Consider the following 15,502-nt stretch of genomic DNA (forward strand, 5'->3'; position numbering starts at 1 on the left):
TATTTCGAGAAATATAATTGAAGGCAATATTTTATGACAACCATACTTTTAGCACGTCATGGTCAGGCCTCTTTCGGTCAAGAAAACTATGATCAACTCTCAGAGCTGGGCAGTATTCAAGCAAAAATGCTGGGTCAGCACTACGCAGCCACACAGCGCCGTATAGATGTAATATTTACAGGTAATTTAGTCAGACAACAGGATTCAGCTCGCCATTTTTGGGACTCTTACTATTCATCTTTGTATACTGGTAATAGAGGTGACGTACCTAGTTTGCCTGCAATTGATTTTGATCATCCCAATAGCTACATTTTGCCCCAATTTGATGAGTTTAACCATAAAGATGTCTTTATAAAATCAGCTACTGCCTCGGGTAATCTAGCTGATATAACGGCTGAAATCGCCAAAGCAGAATCGCCAGCCACGCGACTGGCTGAGCTATTTGATCAATCAATGCAGCGCTGGCACGCTGGTGATAATGATCAAGATTATCTTGAAAGTTGGCCACAGTTTAATGACCGTGCACAGCAAGCCCTTGAACAAGTGCGTACAAAGGTATCAAGTATGAGCTTGGATCAGGATAGCACGGTGCTGGTATTTACTTCAGGTGGCATCATTGCTGCAATCACTGCACAGTTACTACGACAAGGCAGTGAGACAGCTTATCAGCTGAATAAAAGTTTGGTTAATACTGGTGTGACCTCTGTTACTTTAAAAGATAAGAGTACTCGATTGTTGTCTTTGAATGAGCATAGTCATCTTTTTTCTGAAGGTAAGCGCTTCGTGACATGGCGATAGACATGTGTATGCTATAGCGAGGTCTTCTTTTTGCTGCCAATATCGTTCATGTTTATACTAACAAAAAATTGTCGCAAAGCTATATAAAGTAGCTCTGTTAAATGTCGATATACAAAGGACTGTACATGCAAAATAAATTAACAACATTGGTAGCTAAAAGTGCGCGCCATAGTAAAAACCAGATAGTGGGTGCGGTTCGACCTTCGAGTTATTTAAAAGACTTGAGTAAGCAGCAAGTAGGCAACGGTAAAACGGTACTTATCACAGGTGCCAGTTCAGGTCTAGGCGAAGGTATGGCAAGACTGTTTGCTAGCCTCGGCTACAATTTGGCCATATGTGCGCGCCGTACTGATCGTTTAGAGCATCTAAAATCGGAGATGATGGACAAGTATCCTGATATTCGAGTCGTATACCAAGCATTAGATGTGAGTGACTATGATTCAGTTTTTCAAGTATTTGATGGTTTTGCAGATGATTTCGGCAGCATTGAGCGAGTAGTGGTTAATGCCGGCATTGGCGATAGCCGCCGCATTGGTAAAGGGCATTTTGAAACCAATCGTCGCACTGCTGATGTCAATTTCGTAGCCGCACTAGCACAGTGTGAAGCGGCCATGAATATCTTCCGTGCTCAAAATAGCGGGCATTTGGTAGTGATATCGAGTATGTCAGCCATGCGTGGATTGCCTAGACACTTGACCACCTATGGGGCAAGTAAAGCGGGCTTGGCTCACTTAGCAGAAGGCATTCGAGCTGATATGCTTTTGACTAACCTTCCTATTAAGGTTTCTACCATCTATCCTGGTTATATTCGTACAGAGATTAATGAAGGCTCTAAGCCGTTGCCGTTTGAGGTCGATGCAGATACTGGAACCAAAGCGATTGTGGCGGCGATTGAGGCAGGGGTGGCTGAAGCGTGTGTGCCAAGTCTGCCTTGGTCAATAATCAGTCATGCAATGAAGCACTTGCCATTACAGGTAATGAATCGTATAAGCTAATAAGATTGGCTGTGTAAAGGCTAGATAGCAGGAAGCCCACTACAATCTAGTGGGCTTCTGCTTTTTTGTTTACTTTAAATTTGTAATGCGATTATTACAATGTTTGAGGGTTATCTGACATATGCTGCTCACGCAGTTTTTGGCGTAGTACCTTACCAACGTTACTTTTTGGTAGTTCACTAACAAACTCAATATGACGCGGACATTTATAACCAGTCAAATTATCAAGCGCGAATTCTTTGATAACTTCTTTGGTGACATTGTTATCTGCAGGTACGATATAGATTTTAACTGCTTCACCTTGGTTTTCATCAGGAATACCAATTACTGCGCAATCGACGATACCATCACAATCGAGCATGACAGATTCGATTTCATTCGGAAACACATTAAAGCCTGACACCAATATCATGTCTTTCTTGCGATCCAGTAGGGTAAAGTAGCCTTTTTCATCCATACTAACGATATCACCAGTACGGAAATAACCATCGTGAGTAAAATCATTTGTATTGTCTGTATTGAAATAGCCTGACATAACGTTCGGACCTTTGATGCACATCTCACCTGATTGATGCATGCCAACACGTTCGCCGTTTTCGTTGATCACGATAATATCAACGCTAGGAACTGGGATGCCAATAGTACCGTTGAACTTACGATCAGTGATTACATTGGCAGTACCACCAGCCACCCCTTCAGTCATGCCCCAGCCTTCAACCATAGGACAGCCCGTCACTTCTAACCAACGCGCTGCTGTTTGTTCGGTTGCAGCCATACCGCCGGCCTGAGTGATACGTAATGAGCTAAAATCCAAGTCTTTAAAATTTGGTTGGTCAAGCAGACCTTTAAATAAAGTATTAACGGCAGGGAAAATATGGAAAGGCTGTTTCGATAAAGTCTTAATAAACCCTGACATATCGCGCGGGTTGGGTATCAACACGAAAGTATAACCTGAACGCATACCAAGTAGACTCAGCATAAATGCGAAAATATGATACAGCGGCAATGCCATCACCATATTGATATATACCTCATTGATACCTGAGGTGACTGGACGATACCATGCTTCTGATTGCATAGCAGCGGAAACAACATTACGTTGCGTTAAAACGGCCCCTTTAGATAGACCTGTGGTGCCACCTGTGTACTGCAAAATAGCCTTTTGTTGCATGGTGGTCTTTGATGCTTGAAACGATAAATTCTTGCCTTTTTTTAGAACATCAGGAAATTTAGTGACGTTATATTTAGGATCATTTAGGTTGTATTTAGGCACCAAACGTTTGACTTGACGAATAACGGTATTGACCAAAACACCCTTTAATCCCATCATATCGCCCATTTTTGATAAGACTATACGCTTAATATTTGTCTCTTCAATAACTTGTTCTAAAGCTTGCGCAAAGTTATCAACGACAAATATAACTTGAGCACCTGAATCGTTTAGCTGATGACGAAGTTCGCGGCCTGTATATAGCGGATTAATAGGCGTACAAACGTAGCCTGCACGTAAAATACCGATCATCGTTGGGAGGTATTGTGGGACGTTTGGCATCATAATAGCCACCACGCTGCCTTTGGGTAAGCCTTGTGCTTGTAACCATGCTGCGACTGCAAGTGAAGCATTATCTACATCACCATAAGTATGGGTCACACCCATACAGATAGTCATTGGATGCATACGAAAGCGGTTAAAACATTCTTCATACAACTCTATGAGACTTTCATATTGATCAGGATTAATCGTCTTGGGTACGTTGTCTGGATATTGAGCAAGCCAAGGTTTATCTACTGCCATGATGAGCGTCCTTAAATATCGAAATAAGTTAAGGCTCTATAAAAAAGTAGTTACATCCATGTCAACAATTTACATTACTGCTCCCTGAGCAATAAACTGTTGAGTGTTATCCTATAATTATCACATACTGCTAAAATACGGGGCCGTTATAAAGTTTGAGTTAACCGCAAAGTGCAAGAATCTAAAAAGGTTCGAACTGGTTATTGCTTTTGATAAAAACTGTCATTCTGAAATATTAGTAATTAAATAATTTAATTACTATAAAATGTAACGACAGAAATTTTAGTAACATATTTTGGCAATAAACTAACATAATTACAACCATATTTGTTATTCTTATACAAGAACTTAATAGTTTAGGATTAAGTTTGCTAAATAGGAAAATATATGTTGAGCACTATAAAGCTTGATTAAAAAGATTAATAATCTGTTTGATTGAACAACGATTATTTTCACTTGAAAAGCCTTACATAAATAAGTATAAAATGTTAGTGGGTGTATTTATATACAAGGAGAAAATTTTTAACATGCGAAAAAAGCACCTAACATTAAATATAAGGTGCTTTTCAACAAAAAATAATAAAACCTGATAATTTTTTTCTTGATTTTTTAAAGTTAATATTGATTTATCTTTGAGGATGATCTGCTTGATGTTTTTCACGTAACTTTTGACGCAGTACTTTACCGACATTACTTTTTGGTAAGTCACTAACAAACTCGATATGGCGTGGACATTTATAACCAGTCAAATTATCTAACGCAAAATCTGTAATAACTTCTTTAGTCACATTATTATCTTCAGGTACCACATATATCTTGACCGCTTCACCTTGATGGTCGTCAGGGATACCAATCACTGCACAGTCTAGGATACCATCACAGTCAAGCATCACAGACTCAATTTCGTTTGGAAAAACGTTAAAGCCTGAGACCAAAATCATATCTTTTTTACGATCTAGCAGTTTGATGTAGCCCTTGTCATCCATACTAACGATATCACCAGTACGGAAATAACCATCGCTAGTAAAATCATCACTACTATCTCTGTTAAGATACCCAGAAGTTACGTTAGGGCCTTTAATACATAGCTCACCCCCTTCGTTTAATCCTACATGTTTACCTTCTTCATCAATGATAATGACATCTACGCCAGGAGCGGGCACTCCGATAGTACCATTAAACTCACGATTGGTAATAACGTTGGCGGTGCCAACTGCAACGCCTTCTGTCATACCCCAACCTTCGATCATTGCGCAACCAGTCACATCTAACCAGCGTTTGGCAGTTTGTTCAGTGGCCGCCATACCGCCCGCCTGTGTGATACGCAATGAACTAAAGTCTAAATCTTTGAAGTTTGGGTTATCAAGTAACCCTTTAAAGAGAGTATTGACTGCAGGGAAAATATGGAATGGTTGCTTTGATAGGGTTTTGACAAATCCAGGAATATCACGAGGATTGGGTACTAGTATAAAAGTATAGCCTGAACGCATACCAAGTAGGCTAAGCATGAATGCAAAAATATGATATAACGGTAGCGCCATCACCATATTAATATACACTTCGTTAATTTCTGACGTGATAGGCCGTGTCCATGCTTCTGATTGCATCGCTGCGGCCACAATATTACGCTGTGACAAAATAGCGCCTTTTGATAGTCCTGTGGTGCCACCTGTATATTGCAAAAATGCTTTTTGGTCCAAAGACATGGTTGGTTGTTGAAAAGGTAAGCTTTTACCTTTTTTCAGCACATCAGGGAACTTAGTGACATGGTATTTGGGGTCGTTGAGGTTGTACTTAGGTACTAAGCGTTTGACCTGACGAATAATCGTATTGACCAAAATACCTTTTAATCCCATCATATCGCCCATTTTAGACAGGACAATACGTTTAATAGACGTTTCTTCAATGACTTGCTCAAGCGCTTGGGCGAAGTTGTCGACCACAAAAATTGCTTGGGCACCAGAATCGTTAAGCTGATGGCGTAATTCCCGCCCAGTATATAGTGGGTTAACAGGGGTACAAACGTAGCCTGCACGCAAAATCCCAATCATGGTTGGTAGGTATTGCGGAACATTTGGCATCATAAGAGCCACTACACTGCCTTTAGGTAGGTCTTGATTTTGCAGCCAAGCAGCGACCGCCAATGAGGTTTTGTCAATGTCGTTGTAAGTATGGGTCACTCCCATACAAATACTCATCGGATGACCACGGAAACGATCGAAACACTCTTCGTACAGTTCCATGATGCTACTATACCTATCCGGGTCAACAGTTTTTGGTACACCTGCGGGATATTGAGAAAGCCAGGGTTTGTTCGGCATCATGGTTAGCATCCTTGCAATTTAATATAAGTTGAAGTTGTAAAAGAGAGCATTCATCAATCTATTAGTAGTACAAACCAATACTTATCTAAGTAGTATGTACTGTATTTAATAGCATCCTTGGCTATTGACTAACTATTACCCATTTTTTGGTCAGTATAGTGTTTTACTTAATGATTCTTAATATGAAAGCTAAGTAAAACAATTGAGTAGAAAGTATAGCAACGAAATAATGTTCGTTCTAAAATAATAGTCTACTATTCGCAACCAAATTATTAATAAAACAATACATTTAAGCAATACATTAGCACGAATAGGACTCAAAGCAATACTAGTAAGCGATACTGAGCAGTACATATATTAACTTAAAAGAATATATTGGCTTTGTTGCCGCATAAAGGGATTACTATGTGACTAGCATTGGTCAGCTGACGAAATACAAACGAATATAGATGCCAAAATTATTGCGGTAAAATGAACTGTTTATGCTTATTAAAGAACCGTCGATAGATAAGTAAGGCACTGATAGTGCAACCAAGCGTGCTGCTGACACATATCAGGAACATAGTGATTATTTGATAGCGTACGGCTTGAGTGGGATCGACGCCCGCTAGGATTTGACCCGTCATCATGCCTGGCAAGCTAACAATACCGACGACTAGCATAGAGTTCAGGGTTGGGGTCATGCCATTAGTGATAGCTGCTTTTATCTGCTCATGGACGGCTTCGAATGGCTTAGCAGATAGACTGAGCATCATCTCGATACGCCCTGATTGCTCATGAAAGGATTCAATCAATTGATTGCTCGTCAACGAAATAGCAGTCAGAGAGTTCCCTAATATCAGACCCAATATAGGAATAATGAATTGCGGTGTATACCAAGGCTGCACATTCAAAATCGCTATAATCGCAATCGCCGTTACTAATATTGCTGAGATGCCGACTGCCAATAACGTATCTGTCAATAACCCTTTATAGCTGCGTTTAACGCGATTTTTGGCGGCACTTCCTGCAATTAGAGTCATGACCGTTAAGATAAGTAGCACTTCATACCATTGTTCACGTGCAAAAATCCACGCCAGTATCAGCCCAATAAAGCTAAGCTGTATGATCGTACGAAGTGCCGCTATCAAAAGGGTCTTGCTTAGCTTTAAACGTAAGCGCCAAGAGATGAGTAATACAATGATAATTAGGCTGCTAGCAAGAGCGATATCACTATAAGTGAGAAAAATTTTCATATCATTCGTACCACTCATATGAGCTTATTTAGGAAGTAATTACAGTAGTAATAATACACGGTGAGGGTTGAAGTTATTAACGTGCTAAATTGTCTGAGCAACTAAGCGACGACTTAATCACTTGATTAAATATTCTTGTATAAAAGTTCTTCAAGAGTCTACGGTGAGCACACCGGCTTGCATATGCCAGTGTCTATTTGCCAAAGGCATGATATCTTTTGTGTCGTGAGTTATCCATAGGAGTGTGCGCTGTGCATCTGTGTGCAACCAGTTGATAAGTAAGTTGACTAGCTGTGCTGAAGTGTCCATGTCCAAAGCAGCAGTTGGTTCATCTAGCAATAGAACTTTTGGACTAAGCTGCAATAGACGCAATGTATTGATCAGTTGGCGCTCGCCACCAGATAAATGCTTGGCGTCCTGTTGCAAAAAATCTGCACTTCTATCCAAATGTTCAAGCTGAGCAACATGCCAGTCTGTGTCAAAAGTCTGCGACTGGTGAGCATGCAATTGATAAGGCATTTGTAAGTTTTCAAGGACACTGCCGTCTAACAACTGTGGGTGCTGAGCGAGTAGGGCAACTTGCTTGCGCCATCGTATAGGTGAAGTCTCATGAATATCGTGATAAACATCACTTGACGTGTCATTGCTCAAACGAACAGTACCGCTGCTCATGGGCAGTAATCCTGCCAATACTCGCAGCAGTACTGATTTACCGCTACTAGACGCTCCTGTCAAAACAGTGACTTGCCTTGACAATAGCATACCGCTCGCACCGCTTATTAGCGTTCGATCATGAGTTGATAGCTCTTTATTCAGTGAAGCGTCTGCGGTTAGCTTGCTTGTCCACTTTTGATAAATGCTAGACGGCATAGAGATTTTATTCGAAGCTTCTTTGCTATTTTTAACGCTATGAGTACGTATCGTCCGTTGGCTATGCACCCATAGATTATCAAATTCAAGTAGTACTCTATCCGTATCTATGTTCATAGCAGTTCTACTGCTGACCATTTACTTGCTCGTCAATAGCTTTTTGGATCGTAACGCGGAGTTTTTTTGGTACACGTATAGGACGCATTGGTGGGGTTGTCGCTGAAGTATCTGGTTTATCGCTGCCTATTTCGTCATTACTCATTGGCTCTGGTTTGACGAGGTTTTGTACGCAGGCAATGACGATTTTGGTGCTGCTTAGTAGCTGGATATTATCTGTTTCGGTAGTACCATGATTCGGTAGGTTGCGATATATACTTTGATAAAATATGATGCTGGCAGGTTTTAGCTCCACTTTATCAATACGTACGCTAATTACCTCATCTAATAGAATGGCTCTTTTGTATTGCAAATCCGCCTGACTCACGACAAAATGCTGTATTTCACCACTGTCAGTTTGCAAAAAATACCCATTTAAGCCCAGCTCAGTAAACCAGTCGCGTCGGCAGTTTTCAAAAAACACCAAATGATTGGCGTGATAGACTATACCGCCAGCATCAGTATGGTTAATATAGACGTTATAATCTTTAGCAAATAATGGTTTGATGTCATCATTCATGGCTGATGTCGTATTTTTTTGCTTAATTGTTGTCATAGTGATGCTCGATATTTTTAATAAGTATTGTTGAATAAAAGTGTTTCAGATAGACCAATAATAGATAGTGCTTATAATAGAGCTACTCTAGCTCAAGATATCAGGCCATGCAACCGCTAGAAACGCTTACATTTGTTATCATAGCCGTTTATATTTCCCTCATTTATAGAGCGCTATATTCTAACCAATCAGTATAGGACAGTTTATGACCCGTTTTGTCAGTTTTAACATCAATGGTATCCGTGCACGTCAGCATCAGCTCGAGGCGGTGCGCGAGGTAATCGATCCTGATGTCATGGGCCTACAAGAAACCAAGGTTCATGATGATCAATTTCCGCTTAGCGATATCGAAGGGCTTGGCTACCACGTCGAGTATTTTGGACAAAAAGGGCATTATGGCGTTGCACTCCTATCCAAAGCTGCACCTGTATTTGTACAAAAAGGCTTTCCTGGCGAAGATGAAGAAGCCCAAAAGCGCTTTATCCATGCACGTTATGAGTTTGAAGGTCGTGAAGTGGATGTGCTCAATGGTTACTTTCCGCAAGGAGAGAGCCAAGATCACCCAACCAAATTTCCTATGAAGCGCGCTTATTATGCCAATTTGATGGCTTATATTGATACGCTAAAAGCGGAAGGTCGTTCGATTATCGTCATGGGTGATATGAATATCGCACCAGAAGATATCGATATTGGTATTGGTGAAGTCAATGCTAAGCGTTGGTTGAAAAATAGAAAAACCTCATTTCTGCCAGAAGAGCGCGAATGGTATTCAGCATTGATGTCACGTGAGCTGACAGATACTTACCGTCTGCATTATCCAGAGAGCACCGAGTTATACAGTTGGTTTGATTATCGCAGTCGCGGCTTCAATGATGAACCTAAGCGCGGTTTACGTATTGATCATATTCTATGTACCTCAGATCTAATCGATAAATGTATCGATGCTGGTATCAGTTATGAGCTACGTGCTATGGAAAAACCGTCTGACCATGCACCGATTTGGTCAGCATTTGACCTAAAGAGACCGTAATACTTATATACCGTGATACCTATATATAGTCAATCTCATGTCAATCTCATGTCAATTAGATACGATGATTAGCTTGCTCAGTCTGCTGGTTGTAGCACTGTAGCTAGCTCTCCTTGTATCTGAATAATCTTGAACTGACTATATATTTATCACTTCGTATTCCATAAATAACGATAAAAATTGAAAAATAAGGATTTTATTATGGCTGTTGGAAATGTATCAGTACCTGACGTTATCTATCCCATCGACGGCATCAAGCTCAGTGCCACAGCGGCAGGCGTTCGTTATAAAGACCGCGATGATCTAGTAGTTATCGAAATATCTGACAAAGCCACTACTGCGGTTGTGACCACTAAAAACACCTTTTGTGCAGCGCCAGTGCGAGTATTGCGTGAGCACTTTGCTAAGGTTAGTCCGCGCTATTTAGTCACCAATACGGGTAACGCAAATGCAGGTACGGGCGCTGATGGCAAGCGCCGCGCCATTGATATTTGTACAGCATTGGCTGAAAAGGCCGGTGTAGATACCAATACGGTATTGCCATTCTCTACTGGTGTTATCGGTGAGCCGTTAAATAGTGATGCAGTCATCGCAGGTCTGGATAATGCATTGGCTAATCTAGCACCTGATAGCTGGCTAGCCGCTGCTAATGGCATTCGTACAACAGATACCATTCCTAAATTGGCCAGCCAAAAAATTGATGTAGCAGGTACTAGCTATCATGTCACTGGTATGTCTAAAGGCTCAGGAATGATACGCCCAAATATGGCGACTATGCTGGGCTATGTGGCGACAGATGCCGACATCGCTGCTGACTTATTACAAGAGATGCTAAGCGCTATCAACGAGCAGTCTTTCAACCGCATTACTGTCGATGGCGATACCTCAACCAATGACTGTTGTGTGTTAATCGCAACAGGTGCTGCTAGCTCAGAGGTGATTGATAGCACAGAGCATCCACATTATCAGCCTGTATTCGATGCATTGGCTGATGTGTTTGTCCGTCTGGCACAACTGATTGTGCGTGATGGCGAAGGCGCTACCAAATTTATGACAGTCAAAGTGACTGGTGGTCAAACCACGCAAGAATGCTGCGATGTGGCTTATGCAGTCGCACATTCACCCTTAGTAAAAACGGCATTCTTTGCTAGTGATGCTAACTGGGGTCGCATATTAGCAGCAGTGGGCTATGCTGGTATCGAAGATCTAGACACAGAGCAAGTCGATGTGTATCTAGACGAGGTAATGATTTGCCAAAATGGCGGTGTTGCACCTGACTATACAGAAGAGGCGGGCAAAACAGTCATGAGCCGACCTGAGATTACCATTCATATCGACCTTGCACGTGGCGATGCTAGCGATACCGTATATACCTGCGATTTGTCATACGATTACGTCAAAATAAACGCTGATTATCGTAGCTAGTACTTCTCCATAAAACAGAATTTGCGTAGTTGCATCAAAGCCAGAACAATATTTGTTCTGGCTTTTTAATGTCAAACTTCTGCTCAGTAGCAAATAACTCTGCTATTCAATACGCTTCATTAACATCAGTTGCAAAAGCTGACGTTAATTTACAAAGTAGTCATAGAGGGTAAGACGACTAGCGACCTATACTGGTTTCAGTAAGAAGCAAACAACCTTATTAGCTTGTAGCAAAGCAAGATAAGGTGTTCAAAATAATAATTTTATCTAAGCAACCATAAGTTAGTAGTTAAGCCAGTAACTAAACTATTAATAAAGAATTAATAACAATTATCTGAGGATTGAATAATGAAGAAATTAGCACTTGCAGCATTGATGACAACTTTTGCCCTTTCTGGTTGCTCTACGATGAGTATGGATGATGAGCGCACGATGGTTGTTGAAGGACAACCTATGAATGTAAAAGTAGTAAATATCCCAAGTTTTGAAGTGGAAATTGCACCGCGTAAAGCAGTATGTGACTTGACTGCTACTGATGGTAGTATGGTTGAATCACAGTGCTTGCAGTATCGTCAGACCTATCAGAAAAACTACACCACGCTAAATGGCAATATTCAAGGCTTTACCTATGAGCCGAACTATCGTTATGTGCTAGATGTACGCCAAGAAGCAGTAACCGCAGAAGGCTCTAACGTAGTACAGCCAGTTTGGATTCTAAATGAAGTGGTATCAAAAACTGCTGAATAATATTGATATCAATACATAGACGATAAACCAGTTATACATGACAAAAAAAGCCTCTAATTCGTTAGAGGCCTTTTTGTTGTCAGTAAATTGTTTCTCGAGAAGTTAACCTAGCACTGACTATAATTAACACTGACACCGCGCGTTGCCGTAGGGATTCTATTGTCAGCATAGATCGCCAGGCCACCTCGTGCTGTTTCTTTATATTTATCAGACATATCAGCTCCTGTTTGCTTCATCGTCTCTATCGCTTTATCTAAAGAGACGAAGTGCTGACCATTGCCTCTACAGGCTAAGCGTGCTGCATTGATTGCCTTGACTGCACCCATCGCATTACGCTCGATACAAGGCACTTGTACCAGTCCGCCAATAGGATCACAGGTAAGGCCTAGATTATGCTCAATGCCAATCTCTGCTGCATTTAGGCATTTGGCTGGCGTGCCATTCATTATTTCTGCCAGTGCAGAGCCTGCCATTGCACACGCAGAACCAACCTCACCTTGGCAACCGACCTCAGCACCAGAGATTGAGGCATTTTGTTTGATAAGGCTGCCAATAGCAGTAGCATTTAGCAAAAACTTACGAACGCCATCTTGGTTGTAGTTAGGCAAAAAGTCACGATAGTAGTGCAGTACGGCAGGAATGATACCTGCTGCGCCATTGGTTGGAGCAGTGACTACTTTGCCGCCATTTGCGTTTTCTTCGTTAACGGCGAGCGCGTACAAATCGACCCAGTCCATGGCGGCTAACTTATCAGTTTTGGTGATAGGTTGGTCTTTTTCAGCACACAGCTGCGTATGCAAATCTTGGGCACGGCGTTTTACATCTAATCCGCCCGGCAAGATGCCGCCATTTTCACAGCCTTGTTTGACGCAGTCTTGCATCACTTCCCAAATGCTATCTAGATAAGCAAATACTTCTTCTTTGGCATGGAAGTGACATTCGTTTGCCAGTACCAATTCACTGATGCTTAAGTCATGCTCACGACATTGCTCTAGTAGCTCTGCTGCGTTATTGAACGGGTAGGGAACTCTATCGATGGTCGGGCTGGCATGATCTTCGTCTGGGTTAGTTGCATCTTCTTCATTGATGACAAAACCGCCACCGACTGAATAGTAAGTTTGCTGATAGCGAACACCTTCAGTTGAGATAGCGCGTAGCGTCAATGCATTAGGGTGATAAGGTAGCACAGTATCATCATACCAATAGATGTCTTGCTCTGTATCAAAAGCAATCGTATGCGTGCCTGATACACTGAGAATTTTGTCAGAGAAGATAGGAGATAGGTAGCTACTGGTCATGCGTGTGTCTATCGTACTAGGCGTGTGCCCAAGTAGGCCTAGTAAAATAGCGGTATCTGTTGCATGGCCTTTTCCGGTCGCCGCCAAAGAACCATACAGCTCAATCTCAATGGTCTTAACCGCAGTCAGTTCCATCTGCTCAGTTAGCGAGGTCAAAAATAAGTTTGCAGCGACCATCGGTCCGACTGTATGCGAACTGGATGGGCCGATGCCGATTTTAAATAAATCAAAAACACTGATCATAATAAGTCACCAAAAAATTTAAGCGCTTTAGCCTATTTTATCTATGGCATTGAGCGCTTTTGTGAAAAATATAATAGACAGCCATCGCTCCTAGTCACCGTTGGCAGGTGGGCGCGAGACACTATTTATGAAGGTTATAAGGTAAATGAGCACTGAGGGCAGTTGAATAATAACTTTTATTTATTTTGAAACTCCGTTATCATGCTCGCAGTCAACAACTATGTAACATCCTGTAAGTTGGTTATCATCGTAAAATAAGACGGATTAAAAAAGACTAAAATTTTCAGTCAGACACATCCGTATCAATACATTTAGTAAGATATGGTTATCATACCAAATAATACTTTTGGTTTGTCATATTACAACATAAATGAATGAATTGGGATGACATATTATAGATAGAAGGACTTAACGTTCTGCTATTTATACAAGCCCTTAGAAATATGTCCATTTATTAATATTCTTATTTTATCAGTTATTCAAGGGCGTATTGAACATTCACAAATAGTCTCTGTCAGTGCCATGGTCGAATATTCAACACGCCCCAGCCTATTACTTTAGCTTAGCTCACATAGGACAAGCGCGCATGCCATCTCAAAAAGACCCTTCATCAGCGTCAGACAATAGCGCTCAAGATCTATCGACTCAAAATGCCTTGGAATCTGCAGGCATTGATTCAGCCGCTATCAATTATCCGCACAATCCAGATTTTGAAAATGGCCGTTGGTTTCCGACATGGCGTCCTTATAAGGGCGACTTGGATCGTGATCCAGTCGGTATCAACGACTATCTACCTCCGTCAAAAAGCGTATTGCTCGGTATACAGCATACATTTGCGATGTTTGGTGCAACTGTGCTTGCGCCTTTATTGATGGGGTTTGATCCTAACTTAGCTATCTTAATGTCCGGTATCTGTACGGTAATGTTCTTTATGATTACCGGTGGGCGTATGCCGAGCTACTTGGGATCAAGCTTTGCTTTTATTGGTCCAGTCATCGCGGTGACCGCTTATGCAGGCGCAGGGTTCAATGACAATCTAAATGTTGCGCTAGGCGGTATTATGGCCTGCGGTATCATTTATGCATTGATTGGTCTGCTAGTGATGAAGACGGGTACAGGTTGGATTGAGCGCTTGATGCCGCCTATCGTGACGGGTGCGATTGTCATGATTATCGGTCTTAACTTGGCGCCAGTGACCATTCAAGGCGTGTCTGCCAATCAGTTTGATGCTTGGATGGCCACCTTGACCGTACTGCTCATTAGTGGTGTGGCAGTATTTACTCGCGGTATGTTGCGACGTCTGTTGTTACTCGTCGGTCTGGTGCTGTCGTACGTTGCTTATTTTGTCATGACCAATATTTTAGGCTTTGGTACAGCGATTGATTTTAGTACAGTAGCTGCCGCTTCATGGTTTGGACTACCAAGCATTCATACGCCGCGCTTTGAGATGAGCGCTATTATCCTAATTGCACCTGTGGCTTTTATTTTGGTGGCTGAAAACCTAGGGCACTTTAAGGCAGTAGAGGGCATGACCAAGGCTCGTGTGACTCCTTATATGGGCCGAGCATTTTTGGCGGATGGTTTAGCCACAACTTTTTCGGCAGGATTTGGTGGTACAGGTGTTACTACTTACGCTGAAAATATCGGTGTCATGGCGGTTACCAAAGTGTATAGCACGACGATATTTGTCGTAGCAGGCTTGGTTGCTATCATATTGGGACTGTCACCAAAGTTTGGTGCGATCATTCAGACCATACCAGCGGCTCTATTGGGCGGTGCTTCTATTGTTGTCTTCGGCCTTATCACGGTTGCTGGGATAAAGATCTGGATCGATAGCCATATTGATTTTAGTAAAAACAGCAATCTAATCATCGCGGCAGTGACGGTCATTATGGGTACTGGTAACTTTAGCTTGCATTTAGGTGGCTTTGATTTAGGCGGTATCGGTACTGCTACTTTAGCCGCTATCGTGTTAAATGCTCTGTTTAACCAAAGTTCTGAAGCGAAATAAGTAATACTGATGAGATTGA

Annotated in this window: 12 protein-coding genes; 6 read left to right on the forward strand and 6 right to left on the reverse strand. The window is 41.7% G+C overall.

The genetic code is table 11. From position 1 onward, the window contains the following. Positions 1–33 precede the first annotated feature (33 nt). Together DXK30_RS06940 and DXK30_RS06945 are read left to right on the forward strand one after the other, a co-directional pair. Positions 34–798 carry a histidine phosphatase family protein gene (locus DXK30_RS06940; protein WP_114701068.1) on the forward strand — a complete coding sequence of 255 codons (765 nt, stop codon included), beginning with the start codon at positions 34–36 and terminating at the stop codon, positions 796–798. A 125-nt stretch (positions 799–923) separates the two neighbouring features. After that, positions 924–1,793: an SDR family oxidoreductase gene (locus DXK30_RS06945; RefSeq protein WP_114701069.1), complete on the forward strand. Its 870-nt coding sequence runs from the start codon at positions 924–926 to the stop codon at positions 1,791–1,793. A 94-nt stretch (positions 1,794–1,887) separates the two neighbouring features. Here DXK30_RS06945 and DXK30_RS06950 read toward each other — a convergent pair whose 3' ends face one another. The 5 genes from DXK30_RS06950 to DXK30_RS06970 form a co-directional block, all read right to left on the reverse strand. Next, positions 1,888–3,588, reverse strand: coding sequence for an AMP-binding protein (locus DXK30_RS06950; protein ID WP_114701070.1), 1,701 nt, complete (start codon positions 3,586–3,588; stop codon positions 1,888–1,890). 626 nt (positions 3,589–4,214) lie between these two features. Further along, on the reverse strand, positions 4,215–5,912 hold the full coding sequence (locus DXK30_RS06955) for an AMP-binding protein (RefSeq protein WP_114701071.1): 1,698 nt from the start codon (positions 5,910–5,912) through the stop codon (positions 4,215–4,217). Between the two features lie 458 nt (positions 5,913–6,370). Further along, positions 6,371–7,147, reverse strand: a complete 777-nt coding sequence (locus DXK30_RS06960) for an ABC transporter permease (RefSeq protein ID WP_227670822.1) — start codon at positions 7,145–7,147, stop codon at positions 6,371–6,373. A gap of 150 nt (positions 7,148–7,297) precedes the next feature. Next, positions 7,298–8,134: an ABC transporter ATP-binding protein gene (locus DXK30_RS06965; protein ID WP_162799518.1), complete on the reverse strand. Its 837-nt coding sequence runs from the start codon at positions 8,132–8,134 to the stop codon at positions 7,298–7,300. Between the two features lie 7 nt (positions 8,135–8,141). After that, positions 8,142–8,729, reverse strand: a complete 588-nt coding sequence (locus DXK30_RS06970) for a thioesterase family protein (protein WP_114701074.1) — start codon at positions 8,727–8,729, stop codon at positions 8,142–8,144. 205 nt (positions 8,730–8,934) lie between these two features. On the opposite strand from DXK30_RS06970, the gene xthA reads away from it, so the two are divergent. The 3 genes from xthA (at position 8,935) to DXK30_RS06985 (ending at position 11,931) form a co-directional block, all read left to right on the forward strand. Further along, a complete protein-coding gene (xthA, locus tag DXK30_RS06975) occupies positions 8,935–9,759 on the forward strand; it encodes an exodeoxyribonuclease III (protein WP_114701075.1) in 825 nt (274 codons plus the stop codon). Between the two features lie 201 nt (positions 9,760–9,960). Then, complete coding sequence (argJ, locus tag DXK30_RS06980) at positions 9,961–11,184, forward strand: bifunctional glutamate N-acetyltransferase/amino-acid acetyltransferase ArgJ (RefSeq protein ID WP_114701076.1); 1,224 nt, start codon at positions 9,961–9,963, stop codon at positions 11,182–11,184. A 348-nt stretch (positions 11,185–11,532) separates the two neighbouring features. Further along, positions 11,533–11,931 carry a DUF4377 domain-containing protein gene (locus tag DXK30_RS06985; RefSeq protein WP_101204449.1) on the forward strand — a complete coding sequence of 133 codons (399 nt, stop codon included), beginning with the start codon at positions 11,533–11,535 and terminating at the stop codon, positions 11,929–11,931. Between the two features lie 107 nt (positions 11,932–12,038). Here the strand turns inward: DXK30_RS06985 and DXK30_RS06990 are convergent, their stop codons facing one another. Beyond that, entirely contained in the window at positions 12,039–13,472 is a 1,434-nt protein-coding gene (locus tag DXK30_RS06990) for an L-serine ammonia-lyase (protein ID WP_114701077.1), read from the reverse strand. 586 nt (positions 13,473–14,058) lie between these two features. On the opposite strand from DXK30_RS06990, the gene DXK30_RS06995 reads away from it, so the two are divergent. After that, the gene (locus tag DXK30_RS06995; protein ID WP_102092484.1) at positions 14,059–15,483 is read left to right on the forward strand and encodes a solute carrier family 23 protein; all 1,425 of its coding nucleotides are present in this window, start codon (positions 14,059–14,061) and stop codon (positions 15,481–15,483) included. Positions 15,484–15,502: the final 19 nt, after the last annotated feature.

The organism is Psychrobacter proteolyticus (assembly GCF_003350005.1).
Lineage (GTDB): Bacteria > Pseudomonadota > Gammaproteobacteria > Pseudomonadales > Moraxellaceae > Psychrobacter > Psychrobacter proteolyticus.